At 63.4% G+C, this 18,555-nt stretch carries 15 protein-coding genes; 13 read left to right on the forward strand and 2 right to left on the reverse strand.

Translation table 11 applies throughout. From position 1 onward, the window contains the following. Positions 1-92: 92 nt before the first annotated feature. From ACIQUB_RS25770 to lpdA, 6 genes are all read left to right on the forward strand, one after another. Positions 93-3,077, forward strand: coding sequence for a 2-oxoglutarate dehydrogenase E1 component (locus tag ACIQUB_RS25770; RefSeq protein WP_047508723.1), 2,985 nt, complete (start codon positions 93-95; stop codon positions 3,075-3,077). A gap of 118 nt (positions 3,078-3,195) precedes the next feature. Then, positions 3,196-4,434: a 2-oxoglutarate dehydrogenase complex dihydrolipoyllysine-residue succinyltransferase gene (gene odhB / locus ACIQUB_RS25775; RefSeq protein WP_113239241.1), complete on the forward strand. Its 1,239-nt coding sequence runs from the start codon at positions 3,196-3,198 to the stop codon at positions 4,432-4,434. 54 nt (positions 4,435-4,488) lie between these two features. Beyond that, positions 4,489-5,043, forward strand: coding sequence for a hypothetical protein (locus ACIQUB_RS25780; RefSeq protein WP_113239240.1), 555 nt, complete (start codon positions 4,489-4,491; stop codon positions 5,041-5,043). Further along, on the forward strand, positions 5,040-5,792 hold the full coding sequence (locus ACIQUB_RS25785; protein WP_113239239.1) for an SDR family oxidoreductase: 753 nt from the start codon (positions 5,040-5,042) through the stop codon (positions 5,790-5,792). Before ACIQUB_RS25780 ends, ACIQUB_RS25785 begins: the two co-directional genes overlap by 4 nt. 31 nt (positions 5,793-5,823) lie before the next feature. Continuing rightward, on the forward strand, positions 5,824-6,462 hold the full coding sequence (locus tag ACIQUB_RS25790) for a LysE family translocator (RefSeq protein WP_402933567.1): 639 nt from the start codon (positions 5,824-5,826) through the stop codon (positions 6,460-6,462). Between the two features lie 26 nt (positions 6,463-6,488). Then, complete coding sequence (lpdA, locus tag ACIQUB_RS25795; RefSeq protein ID WP_113239238.1) at positions 6,489-7,895, forward strand: dihydrolipoyl dehydrogenase; 1,407 nt, start codon at positions 6,489-6,491, stop codon at positions 7,893-7,895. Between the two features lie 286 nt (positions 7,896-8,181). Here lpdA and ACIQUB_RS25800 read toward each other — a convergent pair whose 3' ends face one another. Beyond that, positions 8,182-9,270: a TraB/GumN family protein gene (locus ACIQUB_RS25800; RefSeq protein ID WP_402933571.1), complete on the reverse strand. Its 1,089-nt coding sequence runs from the start codon at positions 9,268-9,270 to the stop codon at positions 8,182-8,184. Between the two features lie 86 nt (positions 9,271-9,356). Beyond that, a complete protein-coding gene (locus tag ACIQUB_RS25805) occupies positions 9,357-10,292 on the reverse strand; it encodes a tyrosine recombinase XerC (protein ID WP_113239236.1) in 936 nt (311 codons plus the stop codon). 142 nt (positions 10,293-10,434) lie between these two features. On the opposite strand from ACIQUB_RS25805, the gene ACIQUB_RS25810 reads away from it, so the two are divergent. From ACIQUB_RS25810 to ACIQUB_RS25840, 7 genes are all read left to right on the forward strand, one after another. Beyond that, a complete protein-coding gene (locus ACIQUB_RS25810; RefSeq protein WP_018901470.1) occupies positions 10,435-11,382 on the forward strand; it encodes a GNAT family N-acetyltransferase in 948 nt (315 codons plus the stop codon). 22 nt (positions 11,383-11,404) lie between these two features. Next, positions 11,405-12,550 carry an AAA family ATPase gene (locus ACIQUB_RS25815; RefSeq protein WP_113239235.1) on the forward strand — a complete coding sequence of 382 codons (1,146 nt, stop codon included), beginning with the start codon at positions 11,405-11,407 and terminating at the stop codon, positions 12,548-12,550. Between the two features lie 54 nt (positions 12,551-12,604). Next, positions 12,605-14,818 (forward strand): primosomal protein N', encoded by a 2,214-nt coding sequence (locus tag ACIQUB_RS25820; RefSeq protein ID WP_402933577.1) that lies wholly within the window; start codon positions 12,605-12,607, stop codon positions 14,816-14,818. Between the two features lie 80 nt (positions 14,819-14,898). Beyond that, complete coding sequence (locus ACIQUB_RS25825; RefSeq protein WP_111565144.1) at positions 14,899-15,288, forward strand: DUF4345 domain-containing protein; 390 nt, start codon at positions 14,899-14,901, stop codon at positions 15,286-15,288. Between the two features lie 254 nt (positions 15,289-15,542). Next, positions 15,543-16,109, forward strand: coding sequence for a F0F1 ATP synthase subunit delta (locus ACIQUB_RS25830; RefSeq protein ID WP_026283540.1), 567 nt, complete (start codon positions 15,543-15,545; stop codon positions 16,107-16,109). Further along, complete coding sequence (atpA, locus tag ACIQUB_RS25835; RefSeq protein ID WP_018901475.1) at positions 16,109-17,638, forward strand: F0F1 ATP synthase subunit alpha; 1,530 nt, start codon at positions 16,109-16,111, stop codon at positions 17,636-17,638. The genes ACIQUB_RS25830 and atpA overlap by 1 nt, the downstream gene beginning before the upstream one ends. Before the next feature lie 26 nt (positions 17,639-17,664). Beyond that, positions 17,665-18,549 (forward strand): F0F1 ATP synthase subunit gamma, encoded by an 885-nt coding sequence (locus ACIQUB_RS25840; protein ID WP_018901476.1) that lies wholly within the window; start codon positions 17,665-17,667, stop codon positions 18,547-18,549. Positions 18,550-18,555: the final 6 nt, after the last annotated feature.

Raw genomic sequence — 18,555 nt, forward strand, 5'->3', positions numbered from 1 at the left:
ACAGGCGGCTGAACATGAAGATGCGGCAGCCGGTCGATGGGATCGGCAAAATCACAAAGTCAGGAGGCGGGCGGAAGCGTCCGCGTAACACCATGGCACGGCAAGAAGCCAACGAGCAGTTTCAGATCACCTCGTTCCTGGATGGCGCCAACGCTGCTTACATCGAGCAGCTCTATGCGCGCTACGAGGACGACCCGGCATCGGTCAACGAAGAATGGCGCGCCTTCTTCAAGGCGCTGGAAGACAATCCTGATGATGTGAAGCGGGCCGCCAAGGGCGCATCCTGGCGCAAGAAGAACTGGCCGATGCAGGCCAGCGGCGACCTCGTCTCGGCGCTCGACGGCGACTGGGGCGTGATCGAGAAGGTCGTCGAGACCAAGGTCAAGGCCAAGGCTGAAGCAGCCGGCAAGCCGACCGAAGGCGCCGACATCCTGCAGGCGACGCGCGACAGCGTGCGCGCCATCATGATGATCCGCGCCTACCGGATGCGCGGCCACCTGCACGCCAAGCTCGACCCGCTCGGCATCGCCGCTCCCGTTGAAGACTACAAGGAGCTGTCGCCGGAAAACTACGGTTTCTCCGAAGCCGACTACGACCGCAAGATCTTCATCGATAACGTGCTCGGCCTGGAATACGCCACCGTTCGCGAGATGATCGAGATCCTCGAGCGCACCTACTGCTCGACGATCGGCGTCGAGTTCATGCACATTTCGAACCCTGAGGAAAAGGCCTGGATCCAGGAACGGATCGAAGGTCCTGATAAGGGCGTTGCCTTCACCAACGAAGGCAAGAAGGCGATCCTGTCGAAGATCATCGAAGCCGAAGGCTACGAGCAGTTCCTCGACGTCAAGTTCAAGGGCACCAAGCGCTTCGGCCTCGACGGCGGTGAATCGCTGATCCCGGCGCTCGAGCAGATCCTGAAGCGCGGCGGCCATCTCGGCCTCAAGGAAGCCGTGTTCGGCATGGCCCACCGCGGCCGCCTGAACGTGCTTTCCCAGGTCATGGGCAAGCCGCACCGCGCCATCTTCCACGAGTTCAAGGGCGGCTCCTACGCGCCTGACGAAGTCGAAGGTTCCGGCGACGTGAAGTACCACCTCGGCGCCTCCTCGGACCGCGAGTTCGACGGCAACAAGGTTCACGTGTCGCTGACGGCCAACCCGTCGCACCTTGAAATCGTTGACCCTGTCGTCATGGGCAAGGCTCGCGCCAAGCAGGACATGAGCGCCACCGTCTGGGACGGCGACATCATTCCGCTGTCGGAGCGCGCCAAGGTTCTGCCGCTCCTCATCCACGGCGATGCGGCTTTCGCCGGCCAGGGCGTGATCGCCGAAATCCTCGGCCTGTCGGGTCTGCGCGGCCACCGCGTTGCTGGCACGATGCACGTCATCATCAACAACCAGATCGGCTTCACCACGAACCCGGCCTTCTCGCGTTCGTCGCCCTATCCGTCCGACGTCGCCAAGATGATCGAAGCGCCGATCCTGCACGTCAACGGTGACGATCCGGAAGCCGTGGTTTACGGCGCCAAGATCGCCATGGAATTTCGCATGAAGTTCCACAAGCCTGTCGTCCTCGACATGTTCTGCTACCGCCGCTACGGCCACAATGAAGGCGACGAGCCGTCCTTCACGCAGCCGAAGATGTACAAGGTCATTCGCGCCCACAAGAGCGTTCTGCAGCTCTACAGCGAGCGCCTCGTTTCCGAGGGCGTGCTGACCGAAGGCGAAGTCGAGAAGATGAAGGCCGACTGGCGCGCGCATCTCGAGCAGGAGTTCGAGGCCGGCCAGCACTACAAGCCGAACAAGGCCGACTGGCTTGACGGCGAGTGGTCGGGCCTGCGCACGGCAGACAATGCCGACGAGCAGCGCCGCGGCAAGACCGCCGTGCCGATGAAGCAGCTGAAGGAAATCGGCCGCAAGCTGTCCGAGATCCCGGAAGGCTTCCATGCGCACCGCACGATCCAGCGCTTCATGGAAAACCGCGCCAACATGATCTCGACCGGCGAGGGCATCGACTGGGCAACGGCGGAAGCGCTGGCGTTCGGCGGTCTCGTCACCGAAGGTCACAAGATCCGTCTCTCGGGTCAGGATTGCGAACGCGGCACCTTCTCGCAGCGTCACTCGGTTCTCTACGATCAGGAAACGGAAGAGCGCTATATCCCGCTCGCCAACCTGTCGGCGACCCAGGCGCGCTACGAAGTCATCAACTCGATGCTGTCGGAAGAAGCCGTTCTCGGCTTCGAATACGGCTACTCGCTGGCCCGTCCGAACGCGCTGACGCTCTGGGAAGCCCAGTTCGGCGACTTCGCCAACGGTGCGCAGGTCGTGTTCGACCAGTTCATCTCGTCTGGCGAACGCAAGTGGCTGCGCATGTCCGGTCTCGTCTGCCTGCTGCCGCACGGCTATGAAGGCCAGGGTCCCGAGCACTCGTCGGCCCGCCTCGAGCGCTTCCTGCAGCTTTGCGCGGAAGACAACATGCAGGTCGCCAACGTCACGACGCCGGCGAACTACTTCCACATCCTGCGCCGCCAGGTGAAGCGCGACTTCCGCAAGCCGCTGATCCTGATGACGCCGAAGTCGCTGCTGCGCCACAAGCGCGCCGTGTCGGGCCTGGCCGAAATGGCCGGCGAGACCTCGTTCCACCGTCTCCTCTGGGACGATGCCGAGGTCATCAAGGACGGCCCGATCAAGCTGCAGAAGGACGCCAAGATCCGTCGCGTCGTGCTTTGCACCGGCAAGGTCTATTACGACCTGCTCGAAGAGCGCGAAAAGCGTGGGATCGACGATGTCTACCTGCTGCGCGTCGAACAGCTCTACCCGTTCCCGGCCAAGGCGCTCATCAACGAGCTCTCCCGCTTCCGCAACGCGGAAATGGTCTGGTGCCAGGAAGAGCCGAAGAACATGGGTGCATGGTCGTTCATCGACCCGTATCTGGAATGGGTGCTTGCCCATATCGATGCGAAGTACCAGCGCGTTCGCTACACCGGACGTCCGGCCGCGGCATCGCCCGCAACCGGCCTGATGTCCAAGCATCTGGCACAGCTCGCCGCGTTCCTCGAGGACGCGCTCGGCGGCTAACGAGAATGAGATCGGGGAGGGAGCGCGCCGCGTTTCCTCTCCGCATTAATTCAGATCCCGGCCGATCGCGCCGGAACGCCGTCAAACATCACAAAGATCAAAATTCAGGATTTGAACAATGGCCACAGAAATCCGCGTTCCAACTCTCGGTGAATCCGTCAGCGAGGCAACCGTCGGCACCTGGTTCAAGAAGGTCGGCGATGTCATCAAGGCCGACGAGCCGCTGGTGGAGCTTGAAACCGACAAGGTGACCATCGAAGTTCCGGCACCGGCTGCCGGCGTCCTTTCCGAAATCGTCGCACAGGCCGGCGAAACCGTCGGTCTCGACGCGCTGCTCGGCCAGATCGCCGCAAGCGCCGGTGCTGCTGCCGCAGCTGCTCCGGCTGCAGCTGCCGCCCCCGCCAAGGCCGCCGAGCCGGCTCCTGCCGCTGCCGCACCGGTTGCCGCTGCCGCTTCCTCGATGCCGCCGGCACCGGCTGCTTCGAAGATGCTCGCTGAAAACAACCTTTCGGCCGATCAGGTCGATGGCTCCGGCAAGCGCGGCCAGGTTCTGAAGGGCGATGTGATCGCTGCCGTCGCCAAGGGCATTGCGGCTCCTGCCGCTGCTGCTCCGGCAGCCCCTGCCGCCGCACGCGGCCCGTCGACGGTCGAGGATGCCGGCCGCGAAGAGCGCGTGAAGATGACGCGCCTGCGCCAGACGATCGCCAAGCGCCTCAAGGACGCCCAGAATACCGCCGCCATGCTCACCACCTACAACGAGGTGGACATGAGCGCCGTGATGGCACTGCGCGCCAAGTACAAGGACGTGTTTGAAAAGAAGCACGGCGTGAAGCTCGGCTTCATGGGCTTCTTCACCAAGGCCGTTACGCACGCGCTGAAGGAACTGCCCGCCGTCAACGCCGAGATCGACGGCACCGACATCATCTACAAGAACTACTGCCACGTCGGCATGGCCGTCGGCACCGACAAGGGCCTGGTCGTTCCGATCATCCGCGATGCCGACCAGATGTCGATCGCCGAGATCGAAAAGGACCTCGGCCGTCTCGCCAAGTCGGCTCGTGACGGTTCGCTCTCGATGGCGGACATGCAGGGCGGCACCTTCACCATCACCAATGGTGGCGTTTACGGTTCGCTGATGTCCTCGCCGATCCTGAACGCGCCGCAGTCGGGCATTCTCGGCATGCACAAGATCCAGGATCGTCCCGTCGTCGTCGGCGGCCAGATCGTCATCCGTCCGATGATGTATCTCGCGCTCTCCTACGACCACCGCATCGTCGACGGCAAGGAAGCCGTTACCTTCCTCGTGCGCGTCAAGGAAAGCCTGGAAGATCCGGAACGCCTCGTTCTCGATCTCTAAGAGACCGACAGGGCCGCGCGAGCGGCCCTTTTCGCCTCAGCACCGGAACACCTGATGTCGCTGAAACCCGCCTTCCGCTCATCGCATACCACGCCCGCTTCCGGCCGCTCCGTGACGCGTGTGGCTGCGCTCCTGTTCGCCGCCACCCTTTGCGCCCAGCCGCTGATGGCGGCGGAGTGCAAGCAGGCCAATGCTGTCTATGCCGATCGCGACGGCGCCTACGAGCTGCGCTTCACGCCGATCGCGTCAGCCGCGGCTGCCGCCAGCAATCGCTTCACGGTCAAGGTCTTGAAGACGCCGCTTACGCTCGACGGCTATGTCATGCCGTCCGAGGACCCGGCGCGGTCGCTTGCGATGGTCATGTTCAAGTGCCCTGACGGAGACGCGACGGGGGCCGATCTCGAGGCCTGCACGATCTGGCAGGGCATGGTCTACGGCATAGACGCCAAGGGCACGCTCGACAACCTGCAGCCGGAAGCCGGGCAGGCGGCCGACAAGATCCTCTTCCCCGGCATCGGACCGGCCATTCGCGCCTCGTCGATCTGGGGCAAGGGCAAGGCATCGGTGGCGCCCTGGGATGTGCTCGACTTCAAGGAATGTGCGTCATGAGTGACCAACCCGTTCTTCTCGTGACCGGCGGCAGCCGCGGCATCGGGGCCGCGATCAGCCTGCTGGCCGCCGCCAAAGGCTGGCGCGTCGCCGTGAATTACGCTGCCAACAAGGCTGCGGCCGATGAGGTCGTGGCCAGGATCAAGGCCGGCGGCGGCGATGCCATCGCGATCAAGGGCGATGTCGGCGAGGCCTCCGATATCACGCAGATGTTCGAAGCCATCGACCGCCACTTCGGCCGGCTGGACGGGCTTGCCAACAATGCCGGCATCGTCGATGCGCCGGCCCGTATCGACGAGATGTCGGTGGCGCGCATCGAGCGGATGATGCGGATCAACATTACCGGCTCGATCCTCTGCGCGGCCGAGGCCGTGCGCCGCATGTCGACCAAACATGGCGGCAAGGGCGGGGCGATCGTCAATATTTCGTCGATGGCCGCGATCATCGGCTCGCCCTCGCAATATGTCGACTACGCCGCCTCCAAGGCTGCGATCGATACCTTCACCATCGGCCTTGCCCGCGAAGTGGCGACTGAGGGCGTGCGCGTCAATGCGGTGCGGCCAGGCGTCATCGACACCGAAATCCACGCGTCCGGCGGCCTGCCGGACCGGGCGCGCGACATGGCGCCGAGCATTCCGATGCAGCGCGCCGGAACGGCGGAAGAGATCGCCGACGCGGTGCTTTATCTGCTATCCAGGGACGCATCCTACGTCACCGGCGCGATCCTCAATGTAAGCGGCGGCCGATGATCGGGTTCATCATTTCAAGGGCGGTATGAGCATGCAGTATGTTCTCGAATTTCTCGGCCTGATGGCCGTCTTCTCGATCTTCATCGTCGTGCCGGGCGCCGACTTCGCGGTGATCCTGCGCCAGAGCATCGTTCACGGCCGCCGCGCCGCGATCATGACCGGCATCGGCATGGGCTTCTCGCTTCTATTCCACATCAGCTACACGATCCTCGGCCTCGGGCTGATCGTGTCGCAGTCGCTGATGCTGTTTGCGATGATCAAGTGGGCGGGTGTCGCCTATCTCGTCTATCTCGGCATCAAGTCGTTCCGCGCGCCGGGCTTCAACGTGGCCGACATCCATGTAAGCGAAGAGGATCGCAAGCCGATCTCGGCGCTGCGCTGCCTCGGCATGGGCTTCATCACCAATGCGCTGAACCCGAAGCCGGTGCTGTTCTTCCTGTCGCTGTTTTCGACGCTCGTTCATCACGACACGCCCGGCCTCATCCAGTTCAGCTACGGCATCGGCATGGCGACCGCGCTGGTCGCCTGGTTTGCCGCCGTCTCCACCTTCTTCACCGTCAAGGCCGTTCGCGATCGCTTCATCGCCAGCGGCAAATGGTTCAACCGCATTACCGGCGCCGCCCTGGTCGGCTTCGGCTTCCGTCTCGCGCTCGCCCGTGCGGCGGATTAAGCAAATAACGAAAAGGAAAAGCAACAATGTCCTATGATGTGATCGTTATCGGAACCGGCCCCGGCGGCTATGTCGCTGCCATCAAGGCGGCCCAGCTCGGCCTCAAGGTCGCCGTCGTCGAAAAGCGCGCGACCTTCGGCGGCACCTGCCTCAATGTCGGCTGCATTCCCTCCAAGGCGCTGCTGCATGCGTCGGAAATGTTCCATCAGGCTGGCCACGGCATGGACGCGCTCGGCATCGAGGTCGCGGCGCCGAAGCTGAACCTCGACAAGATGATGGCCCACAAGGACGCCACCGTGAAGTCGAACGTCGATGGCGTCGCCTTCCTGTTCAAGAAGAACAAGATCGACAACTTCATCGGCACCGGCAAGATCGTCTCGGCTGGTAAGGTCTCGGTTACGGCCGAGGACGGCAAGGTCCAGGAAATCGAAGGCAAGAACATCGTCATCGCCACCGGCTCCGACGTTGCCGGCATCCCCGGCGTGAAGGTCGACATCGACGAGAAGGTGATCGTTTCCTCCACCGGCGCGATCGCGCTCGACAAGGTGCCTGAGACGATGATCGTCGTCGGCGGCGGCGTTATCGGCCTCGAGCTCGGCTCGGTCTGGTCGCGCCTCGGCGCCAAGGTCACCGTCATCGAATATCTCGACAAGATCCTCGGCGCGATGGATGGCGACGTTTCCAAGCAGTTCCAGCGCATGCTCGCCAAGCAGGGTGTCGACATCAACCTGAGCTCCAAGGTCACGGGCGTCGAAAAGGGTGGCAAGGGCGCGAAGGTGACGTTCGAGCCGGTCGCTGGCGGCGCTGCTGTCACCGTCGAAGCCGATGTCGTACTGATCTCCACCGGCCGCATTCCCTACACGGCCGGCCTTGGTCTCGAAGAAGCGGGCGTTGCGCTCGACAATCGCAGCCGCGTCGAGATCGACGGTCATTTCCGCACCAACGTTGCCGGTATCTATGCGATCGGCGACGTGGTGAAGGGCCCGATGCTGGCGCACAAGGCTGAAGACGAGGGCGTTGCGCTCGCCGAAATCCTCGCCGGCCAGCACGGCCATGTGAACTACGACGTCATCCCGAGCGTCGTCTACACGCAGCCCGAAGTCGCCTCCGTCGGCAAGACCGAGGAAGAGCTGAAGGCCGCTGGCGTCGCCTACAAGGTCGGCAAGTTCCCGTTCACGGCCAACGGCCGCGCGCGCGCCATGCTGGCGACGGATGGCTTCGTGAAGATCCTCTCGGACAAGACCACCGACCGCGTCCTCGGCGGCCACATCGTCGGCTTCGGCGCTGGCGAAATGATCCACGAGATCGCCGTCCTGATGGAATTCGGCGGCTCCGCCGAAGACCTCGGCCGCACCTGCCACGCCCACCCGACCATGTCGGAAGCGGTGAAGGAAGCGGCGCTGGCTGCGTTCTTCAAGCCGATCCATATGTAAGGCTTTAACATAAGCTTCGAAGAGGCCGTGGTTCGAGAGGACCGCGGCCTTTTTCGTTCGGCTAACCCTCGCGCGGTTTGCTCGTTGTCGTAAGTCCCCTCCCCAACCCCTCCCCACAAGGGGGAGGGGCTCCGGGCGGCAATCGCTCGGCAGTACGGCAACCTATCAATTGATGTGAGGTAGGAGGCGAACGCTCAGCGTCGCCACAAGTTAGCACCTCCCCCTTGTGGGGAGGGGTTGGGGAGGGGACTTTTGCGGCAAGCGAAGAGCTTGGTCCTCAGCGCCCTCAATTCACCGCCGTCACCGTAAAGCCCTGCTTGCGCAAGAGCTCGATCACGCCACCTTCGCCCGGCAGATGAAGCGCGCCGACGGCCATGAAGACGTTGCCGGTGGCCAGGATCGGGGCGGCGCGTTCGGCCATGATCTTGCTGCGGTCGAGGATGATGCGCTGTTCGAAGGCGGCGTAGTCGCTGCTGTCGTCGGCGCCCTCGGGCGTTACCGTCTTCAACATCGGCATGGTCATGCCGATATCGCCGGAGAGATAGAGGTCGGTCATGGTTTCCACGACGTCGTTCATCTTCGAGCCGAGTTCCAGGGTCTCGATCAGCGACTTCATGTGGAATTCGGTGGGGAGTTCGGCCATGGCCTGCAGCTGCTCGGCGAGCGTCTCCAGGCCCTTGACCTGCTTGCCCTGAGCGGCCGCGTCAGTGGCGATCTTCTGGTCGAGGAACTGGACGCCCTTGGCCTTGCGGGCCATTTCGCAGGCGGGCAGCGCCACGACGCTCGAGATCATCCACGGGCGCATGCGCGAGACGGCTGCGAGCGGAATGCCACGCGTCTTTAGGCCGGCCTCGAGGCGTGTGTAATCCTCGGGCGACAAGAGCTTGTCGATGGTCGTGCCGTCGGTGAACATCATCAGGTCGGGCTTCATCATCAGGGCCGCCGAGGCCTTCTTCTCGTCGAGGATCTCGTCGGATTCGATGACGATAGTATCGGCGGCATCGTGGGCGGCCTTCGTGCGTGGCGGCAGGTCGAGGACGCGCGGATCGGTGACGTGCATGCTGCCGAGCAGCCAGGATGGCTTGATGCCCGGTTTTTCGATCTTCCAGAAGATGCCCTTGCCGTTCGGCACGGCGTCGGCTTCCTTCACCGCCTGCTCGTAGCGCGCGGGGTTGCTCACCTTCAGGTCGTCGAGGATGTTGCGGCCGGTGCAGCTTGCGTCATCCGCGGCTGACGCCGGAGAGATGGAGACGAGGGTGGCGATCAGGATTGCTGCGGCCAGCACATGGATGGCAGCGATCAGCCAGAGCACGATGTTGCCGAAGCGAGCCGGCAAGGCGGTGGAAAGGCTGCGGTGGCCGAGGGAGATCGTCATGATGGTGTTCCGGTCACAAAGGATTTGCCCCAAGCTTTACGCGCTGGGCCTTCCATATTCCTTTAAGAGAAGACGTTAACAAAGGATTACGCCCGGGGATGGGCGCGGTCGTAAACGTCGAGAAGGCGCGAGGCGTCCACACCCGTGTAGACCTGCGTGGTCGACAGGCTGGCATGGCCGAGCAGTTCCTGGATGGTGCGGAGATCGCCGCCGCCGGCGAGCAGATGGGTGGCGAAGGAGTGGCGCAGCGCGTGCGGGGTGGCGGTCTCCGGCAGGCCGAAGGCGCTTCGCATCGTGCGCATGGTGCGCTGGATGATCGCCTGCTGCAGCTTGCCGCCGCGCGCGCCGCGAAACAGCGGCTGGTCGGCGGCGAGATGATAGGGGCAGAGCTTTCGGTATTTGTCGACCGCCTCGAAGACGACAGAGAGCAGCGGCACCAGGCGGGTCTTGTTGCCCTTGCCTGTGATGCGCAGCGTCGTGGCGCCTGGCGTGATGTCGCCGGGAAGCAGATCGAGCGCTTCGGAGATGCGCAGGCCGCAGCCGTAGAGCAGGGTCATGACGGCGGCGTCGCGGGCGGCGATCCAGGGCTCCTCGTGCAGCTGCGCCTCGTTGCTGACGACGGTGACGGCCTGGGTGTCGGAGAGCGGCTTTGGGAGCGATTTCGGCTGCTTCGGCGAGCGGATGGCGCCGGCGCCGGCGGCGTTCACCAATCCCTTCTTTTCGAGATAGCGCAGCAGCGAGCGCAGGCCGGCGAGATTGCGGCCAAGCGAGCGGGCGCCGGTGCCGTCGCGGCGGCGGGCGGCGAGGAAGGCGCGGAAATCGGCGGGCCGCAGCGCTTCGATGTCCTTCAGCGTCGTCGGGCCGGCGAGATGGCCGGTCATGAAGGTCAGGAACTGGCGGGTGTCGCGCTCATAGGCGTCGAGCGTGTGCTGCGACAGACGTCGTTCGCCGGCTAGGCTTTGCAGCCAGGCGGCGCGTTCCGCCATCAGCCGCGCATCGGCCATGATCAGGAGTTCATTCACGTTTCCGCCTCTTGAATTTGCCGGTCGGACCGCCAATTTTGCCTGAGGGACGGTTATGGAATCGCTAACATCGGCCAAGTGCCTGTCATGCTTCGATCATAATAATCGCGATAACTGGTTTCCCAACGAGGCAGGATCTTGCATGGCACGGCGCCAACCCACGACGGCATTCGGACAATTCGCAGAAACGATCGCGCTCGTTTCCCAAGGCAGACCCGGACATATCGTCGACACGTTGATCGCCGAACGCGGACAACGCATCGTCGGCCACCCGCTGTGGCCCGTCATGCGGCCGTTTCTCTACACGCTGCTGCGCTACAACAAGGCGATGACCTTTGCCAACGACATCGCCAACATGCCTGGTTTCCAGTGCTTCGAGTATATGAGCAATTTGCTCGATCTCGATATCGGCGTGACCAATGCCGAGCGTATTCCTGACAAGGGCGGCTTCATTCTCGTCAGCAACCACCCGACCGGGATTGCGGATGGCGTTGCGGTGTTCGACCTGCTGAAGACGCGGCGGCCTGACATGATGGTGTTCGCCAACCGTGATGCGGTGCGCGTCAATCCGCGCTTTGCCGAGATGATCATTCCGGTCGAATGGCGCGACGAGCACAAGAGCAAGCTGAAGGCGCGCGAGACGCTGCAGCTGACGAACCACGCGGTGCGTGAGGGCAAGGCGACGGTGCTGTTTCCCTCCGGGCGCATCGCTTACTGGGCGAACGGCCGGCTCAACGAGCGGCCGTGGAAGACGTCGGCCGTCGGGCTGGCGCGCAAGTACAATCTGCCGATCCTGCCTGTCCATATGACGGCGCGCAATTCCGGGCTGTTCTACTGGTTCGCCAAGTGGTCGACGGAGCTGCGCGACATGACGGTGTTCCACGAGCTCCTCAACAAGCGCGGCGACCGTTTCGATTTTATCATCGGCGACATGATCCCGGTCGAGCATCTTGATGGCGATATCAACGACGTCACAAGGGCGCTGGAGACGCACACCGTCGAGGCGCTGAAGCGCGATGGCGACGCGCGGTTCCAGCCGCTTGTCGAGCCAAGCCTGCCCGAGATGGCCGATGCCCATTCATTTCGCTGAGCGGATGGGGTAAAGCGGGGTCATGCAACTCCGCTCCATGTTCGCCCAGAATTACCGGTCGCTCCGCTCGATCCGCATGGATCTGTCGGAGACCTCGCTGTTTCTCGGCGAGAACGGTGTGGGAAAATCCAATCTCTATCGTGCGCTGCAGCTGGTGCAGGCGGCCGTCACCGGGCGGCTGGTGCGCGAGCTTGCGGCCGAGGGCGGGATGTTCTCGGTGCTGTGGTCGGGCACGCGCAAGCAGAATGAAGGGCCGGCGCGGGTGCGGCTGGAGGTCGAGCTCCTGGACGAGGAGCTCGCCGTCACGTTTCGCTACAGGGTCGAGGTCGGCATGCGCCCGCCAGAGGCGGCTGCCGGGTTTCCGCTGGAGCCGCAGGTGAAGGCCGAGGAGTTGATCGTCGATCACGGGCGGCCGGTTGTCATGATGAAGCGGGCGGGGCCTTCCATCCAGGTGCGCGATGGCTCCGGGCGGATGCAGGATTATCCGGATCAGGCGCTAACATCCGAGACGGCGATGGCGCTGCTAGGCGATGCCGGGCATTTTCCCGAGATCGCGGCCTTTCGCCGGGTGGTGGCCAACTGGCGCTTCTTTCATGGCTTCCGCACCGACCGCGCCTCCCCGTTGCGCCAGCCCTGCCTTGCCGTGACCGGGCCGATGCTGGATGAGGACGGCGCCAATCTGGCGGCGGTGTTCGCGACGATCAGGCATACAAGGCAGGACACGGTCGATCTCGACCGCGTCGTCGCCTCGGCTTTCGGCGGCGCGCGGCTCGTGGTGCCGGAGCCGGAGGAGACGGCGTCTTTCGGGCTCGCCTTTCCCGATTTTCCGCACCGGGTGTTCCAGCCGCGTGAATTGTCGGACGGGCAGATACGCTTTCTCGGGCTTGCGGCGGCATTGTTGTCCTACCGCCTGCCGCCGCTGATCGCGCTCAACGAGCCGGAAGCGAGCCTGCATCCCGACATGCTGGAGCCGCTGGCGGACATGATCGCGACCGCTTCGAAGAGCAGCCAGGTGTGGATCGTCACCCACTCGGCGCAGCTGGCGGAGGCCGTGCGCGAGCGTTGTGGCGTCCGGCCTCGCAAGGTGATCCGCGAAAACGGCGCCACCTGGATCGAGGGCATGCGGCTTACCGGCACGATTGCCGGCGAGGACGACGATGACGATTGATAGCGCGATGCCGCGGGTTTCATTTTGGTCTCGTTGCGGGCATGGTCGCGCCCGATGAGCATAGATTCGTCCGACCTCTTTGGCCCGATCGAGCCGCCGCCCGCCGTGCGCACGGTGTCGGTGCTCGTACCCATGCCGGCGCCCAGGCCCTATTCCTATTCGGTGCCCGAGGGCATGGCGGTGGAGCCCGGTTCTGTGGTGCAGGTGCCGCTTGGGCCGCGCCAGGTGATGGGCGCCGTCTGGGAGGGGGGAGACGAGGACGTCGATCCGAAGAAGCTTCGGCCGATCACCAAGGTGTTCGATTGCCCGCCGCTCTCCAAGGATATGCGCGATTTCGTCGATTGGGTGGCGAGCTACACGCTGTCGCCGCCGGGGCTGGTGGCGCGTATGGCGCTGCGTGTTCCGAACGCCTTCGATCCGGAGCCGATGGTCGAGGGGCTGCGCTTCGTGGGCGGCGAGCCGGAGCGGATGACGCCGGCGCGCGCCCGGGTGCTCGATGCCGCCGGCGACGGGTTGTCGTGGACGCGCATCGGCCTGGCGCATGCGGCCGGGGTTTCGACCAGCGTCGTCGATGGGTTGATCGCACAGGGGATATTCGAGACGATCTTCCTGCCGCCGCCGCCAATCGTGGCCAAGCCTGATCCGGATTTCGCGCCATCGCGGCTCGCGGGTCCGCAGAAGGAGGCGGCCGACGAAATCCTCGAAGAGGTCCGCAACGGCCAGTTCGCGGTGTCGCTGATCGATGGCGTGACCGGTTCGGGCAAGACGGAGGTCTATTTCGAGGCGATCGCCGAGACGCTGAAGCGCGGCAAGCAGGTGCTGATCCTGTTGCCGGAGATCGCGCTGACGGCCAGTTTCCTCGAGCGCTTCCAGGATCGCTTCGGGGCGAAGCCCGCCGAGTGGCATTCGGATCTGGCGCCGAAGACGCGCGAGAAGGTTTGGCGGCAGGCGGTGACGGGGGAGGTCCGGGTCGTGGCGGGGGCGCGTTCGGCGCTGTTCCTGCCGTTCGAGGATCTCGGGCTGATCATCGTCGATGAAGAGCATGATCCCGCCTACAAGCAGGAAGACCGCGTCTATTACAATGCCCGCGACATGGCGGTCGTTCGCGCCCGGATCGGCGATTTCCCGCTCGTGCTGGTCTCGGCCACGCCATCGGTGGAGAGCCAGGTCAACGGCCAGAGCGGGCGCTATACGACCATCCACCTGCCGACCCGCTTCGGCGACGCGGCGCTGCCGGATCTGCACCTAGTCGACATGCGAAGGCATGCGCCGGAGCGTGGCGGCTTCCTGTCGCCGGTGTTGCTGCGGGCCATCGGCAAGACGGTGGAGAAAAAGCAGCAGGCGCTGTTGTTTTTGAACCGGCGCGGCTATGCGCCGCTGACGCTCTGCCGGGTCTGCGGTCATCGTTTCCAGTGCCCGCAATGCTCCAGCTGGCTGGTCGAGCACCGGTTCAAGCGGCAGCTGCAGTGCCACCAGTGCGGTTATCACCAGCATACGCCCGAGGCCTGCCCGGAATGCGGCACGTTCGATCATCTTGTTGCCTGCGGGCCGGGAGTGGAGCGGATCGCGGAAGAGGTGGAGCGGCATTTTCCCGAGGCGCGGACCATCGTGCTCTCTTCCGACATCATGGGCGGGGTGAAGCGGCTGCGTCTGGAGCTCGACGCCATCGCCAAGGGCGAGGCGGATATCGTCATCGGCACGCAGCTGGTGGCCAAGGGGCATAACTTCCCGCTGATGACGCTTGTTGGCATCATCGATGCCGATCTCGGGCTCGCGAATGGTGATCCGCGCGCCGCCGAACGGACCTTCCAGCTGCTGTCGCAGGTGACGGGCCGCGCCGGGCGTACGGGTCTGAAGAGCCACGGGCTGCTGCAGACCTACCAGCCACAGCATCCCGTGATGCAGGCGATCGTCTCGGGCGATGCCGGCGCCTTCTACGAGCGCGAGATCGCCGAGCGCGAACGGGCGATCCTGCCGCCGTTCGGGCGGCTGGCATCGATCATCGTCTCGGCGGAAACCAGGCAGGATGCGGAGGGGCATGCGCGCAGCATGCGCAACGCAGCGCCGCAGGTGACGGGCATTTCCGTGCTTGGGCCGGCCGAGGCGCCGCTGGCGCTGGTGCGCGGACGCCATCGCTTCCGGCTCCTCGTGCATGGTCGCCGGAACTCCGACATGCAGGCCTACCTGCGCACCATGCTGGCGCAATCGCCCAAGGAGCGCGGCTCCATCCATGTGCAGCTCGATATCGATCCGCAGAGCTTCCTTTAGAGTCCACTGATCTCGGGCGTTTGCGGCCTGCCGATATCATGGCATAAGGGCTGCAAATCACAGTGATTTGGGGTCACATCATGGAATTCTACTTTCCGACGGAGCTGGGCGAGCAGCTTGCCTTCGGCGCCGCCGCGTTTACCGCGCTTGCGGGCTTCATCATCATGTTCGCGCCGGGCTATGCGATGCGGCTCTTCGGGATGCAGGTGCGCGAGGGTCGTCGCGACGGTTATGCCGAGCTGCGCTCGATGGGCGGCTTCTATCTCGGCACCGGGCTCGCGGCGATCATGCTGGCGCAGAACTTCACCTATCTGGCGCTTGGCGCGGCGTTTGCGATGGCCGCATTCGCGCGCATCATCTCACTGCTTTCCGACCGAGGAGGCACCATCATGAATTATGTACTTCTGGTTGTGCAGGTGATTTTGGCGGCGCTTCCGCTCGGCTATGTCTTCGGTTTCTTTTCCGCCTGAAACACGCCGATTTCGGAGTGACGGTCTTTGGACCGTGAACGGTTTCGGCATTTTTGCGGCAGAAATCGATGCTAAAATAGGATTACGGCGTTACGCGTGTTGCGAGTCCCGATATCCTATGTTAGACGGACCCCGAATTTCGGAAGAAGCAAGAGGCTTCTCTTGCGATTTCTGGGGGAAATCATAACGAATTCAAGAATTTAAATCAGGCGCCCGCCGGAGGCCGGATTCTTGGGTTGAAATCAGGGAAATTTGTGCCCGTGGCAGACACGTCCCAGCTTACATCTGGTGTTGCAGAGCGATATGCCTCGTCGCTGTTCGAACTGGCGCTCGAGGAGGGTGCAGTCGCGAACGTGACCGCCGATCTCGACCGTTTTCAGGCGATGTTGGACGAGAGCGACGATCTGAAGCGCTTCATCTCCAGCCCGGTTTTCTCGGCTGAAGATCAGCTGAAGACGATCATCGCGATCAGCGAAAAGGCTGGCATCAGCGGGTTCGTTGCAAACTTCCTGAAGGTCGTGGCGCGTAATCGCCGCCTGTTTGCTCTCCCGGGCATGATCAAGGCCTTCCGTGTCATCGCTGCCAAGCAGCGTGGCGAAATTACCGCCGAGGTTACCTCGGCCCATGCGCTCGACGCAGCGCAGGAAACTGAATTGAAGGCGGCGCTGAAGGGCGTCACCGGCAAAGACGTGGCGGTCAACGTCACGGTTGATCCGTCAATTCTTGGTGGTCTGATCGTGAAGGTCGGGTCCCGTCAGATTGATACGTCTCTTCGTACCAAACTCTCTACCCTTAAGCTTGCATTGAAAGAGGTTGGCTGATGGATATCCGCGCCGCGGAAATTTCCGCAATTCTCAAAGATCAGATTAAAAACTTCGGCAAAGAGGCGCAGGTCTCGGAAGTCGGTCAGGTGCTCTCCGTCGGTGACGGTATCGCTCGCGTATACGGTCTGGACAACGTCCAGGCTGGCGAGATGGTCGAGTTCCCGGGCGGCATCCGCGGCATGGCGCTGAACCTTGAAGCCGACAACGTTGGTGTCGTTATTTTCGGTTCCGACCGCGCCATCAAGGAAGGCGACACCGTCAAGCGTACGGGCGCCATCGTTGACGTTCCGGTTGGTCCGGAACTGCTCGGCCGCGTTGTCGACGCTCTCGGCAACCCGATCGACGGCAAGGGCCCGATCAACGCGACCCGCCGTGCGCGCGTCGACGTCAAGGCTCCCGGCATCATTCCGCGTAAGTCGGTTCATGAGCCGATGTCGACCGGCCTCAAGGCCATCGACGCGCTCATCCCGGTTGGCCGTGGCCAGCGCGAGCTCGTCATCGGCGACCGTCAGACCGGCAAGACCGCGATCATTCTCGACGCGATCCTGAACCAGAAGGCCATCCACGACAACGGCCCGGACAGCGAAAAGCTGTACTGCGTCTACGTCGCTATCGGCCAGAAGCGTTCGACCGTTGCCCAGTTCGTCAAGGTTCTCGAAGAACGCGGCGCAATGAAGTACTCGATCGTCGTCGCCGCGACCGCTTCGGACGCTGCTCCGATGCAGTACCTGGCACCGTTCGCCGGTTGCGCCATGGGCGAATACTTCCGCGACAACGGCCAGCACGCCCTGATCGGTTACGACGACCTTTCGAAGCAGGCTGTCGCCTATCGCCAGATGTCGCTTCTGCTGCGCCGCCCGCCGGGCCGCGAAGCTTACCCGGGCGACGTGTTCTACCTGCATTCGCGTCTCCTCGAGCGCGCTGCTAAGCTCTCCGACGAAATGGGCGCTGGCTCGCTGACGGCTCTGCCGGTCATCGAAACCCAGGGTAACGACGTTTCGGCGTTCATCCCGACCAACGTGATCTCGATCACCGACGGCCAGATCTTCCTCGAAACCGACCTGTTCTACCAGGGCATTCGTCCGGCCGTTAACGTCGGTCTGTCGGTTTCGCGCGTTGGTTCGGCTGCTCAGATCAAGGCCATGAAGCAGGTTGCCGGCTCGATCAAGGGCGAACTCGCCCAGTATCGCGAAATGGCCGCCTTCGCCCAGTTCGGCTCCGACCTCGACGCATCGACGCAGCGCCTGCTGAACCGCGGCGCACGCCTGACCGAACTCCTGAAGCAGCCGCAGTTCTCGCCGCTGAAGACGGAAGAACAGGTCGCGGTGATCTTCGCCGGCGTCAACGGTTACCTCGACAAGGTCGCGGTCAACCAGGTCGGCAAGTTCGAGCAGGGCCTGCTGTCGTACCTCCGTTCCGAAGGTTCGGCGATCCTCGACACGATCCGTAGCGAAAAGGCCATCAGCGACGATACGAAGGGCAAGCTCACCGCTGCCATCGACAGCTTCGCGAAGTCTTTCTCGTAATCGGACCCAGTTAGGACGGATCACGGATGCCTTCACTTAAGGATCTGAAAAACCGGATCGCCTCCGTCAAGGCGACGCAGAAGATCACCAAGGCGATGAAAATGGTCGCCGCGGCGAAGCTTCGGCGTGCGCAGGAGGCGGCCGAGGCCGCCCGGCCCTATTCGCAGCGGATGAGTGCGGTTTTGGCGAACATCGCCAATGCCGTCACCGATGCGGATGGTGCGCCGGCTCTCATGACCGGTACAGGCAAGGATCAGGTTCACCTGCTCGTTGTCTGCACGGCTGATCGCGGCCTCTGCGGCGGTTTCAACTCGCAGATTTCCCGTTTTGCCCGCGATCATGCCCGCAAGCTGACCGCAGAAGGCAAGACGGTAAAGATCTTCACTGTCGGCAAGAAGGGCTACGACAGCCTGCGCCGCGAATTCCTGCCGCTCATCGTCGAGCGCAAGGAACTCCGCGACGTCAAGCGTGTCGCCTTTGAAAACGCCGACAGCATCGGCAAGCGCATCATCGAGATGTACGAAGCCGGTGAATTCGACGTCTGCACGCTCTTCTATTCCGAGTTCAAGTCGGTGATCTCGCAGGTTCCGACGGCACAGCAGCTCATCCCGGCTTCGGCTGGCGAGGCGGTTGCCGAGGACGCGGCACATGCGGGCGCGGTCTACGAATACGAGCCAGATCCGGCATCGATCCTCGAGGATCTGATTCCACGCAACATCTCGGTCCAGATTTTCCGCGCGCTCCTCGAGAACGTCGCCGGCGAAATGGGCGCCAAGATGAGCGCGATGGACAATGCGACGCGTAACGCTGGTGAAATGATCAACAAGCTGACGCTTTCCTACAACCGTCAGCGCCAGGCTCAGATCACCAAGGAACTCATTGAAATCATTTCGGGCGCGGAAGCGCTCTGAGGTAAG

The sequence above is a fragment of the Rhizobium sp. NPDC090275 genome (genome assembly GCF_044772225.1).
GTDB lineage: Bacteria > Pseudomonadota > Alphaproteobacteria > Rhizobiales > Rhizobiaceae > Rhizobium.

Excerpts from the sequence above, each read along its gene's own strand:
- ACIQUB_RS25770 (WP_047508723.1), top strand. The coding sequence starts at position 93 with ATGGCACGGCAAGAAGCCAACGAGCAGTTTCAGATCACCTCGTTCCTG.
- odhB (WP_113239241.1), top strand. The coding sequence starts at position 3,196 with ATGGCCACAGAAATCCGCGTTCCAACTCTCGGTGAATCCGTCAGCGAG.
- ACIQUB_RS25780 (WP_113239240.1), top strand. The coding sequence starts at position 4,489 with ATGTCGCTGAAACCCGCCTTCCGCTCATCGCATACCACGCCCGCTTCC.
- ACIQUB_RS25785 (WP_113239239.1), top strand. The coding sequence starts at position 5,040 with ATGAGTGACCAACCCGTTCTTCTCGTGACCGGCGGCAGCCGCGGCATC.
- ACIQUB_RS25790 (WP_402933567.1), top strand. The coding sequence starts at position 5,824 with ATGCAGTATGTTCTCGAATTTCTCGGCCTGATGGCCGTCTTCTCGATC.
- lpdA (WP_113239238.1), top strand. The coding sequence starts at position 6,489 with ATGTCCTATGATGTGATCGTTATCGGAACCGGCCCCGGCGGCTATGTC.
- ACIQUB_RS25800 (WP_402933571.1), bottom strand. The coding sequence starts at position 9,270 with ATGACGATCTCCCTCGGCCACCGCAGCCTTTCCACCGCCTTGCCGGCT.
- ACIQUB_RS25810 (WP_018901470.1), top strand. The coding sequence starts at position 10,435 with ATGGCACGGCGCCAACCCACGACGGCATTCGGACAATTCGCAGAAACG.
- ACIQUB_RS25815 (WP_113239235.1), top strand. The coding sequence starts at position 11,405 with ATGCAACTCCGCTCCATGTTCGCCCAGAATTACCGGTCGCTCCGCTCG.
- ACIQUB_RS25820 (WP_402933577.1), top strand. The coding sequence starts at position 12,605 with ATGAGCATAGATTCGTCCGACCTCTTTGGCCCGATCGAGCCGCCGCCC.
- ACIQUB_RS25825 (WP_111565144.1), top strand. The coding sequence starts at position 14,899 with ATGGAATTCTACTTTCCGACGGAGCTGGGCGAGCAGCTTGCCTTCGGC.
- atpA (WP_018901475.1), top strand. The coding sequence starts at position 16,109 with ATGGATATCCGCGCCGCGGAAATTTCCGCAATTCTCAAAGATCAGATT.
- ACIQUB_RS25840 (WP_018901476.1), top strand. The coding sequence starts at position 17,665 with ATGCCTTCACTTAAGGATCTGAAAAACCGGATCGCCTCCGTCAAGGCG.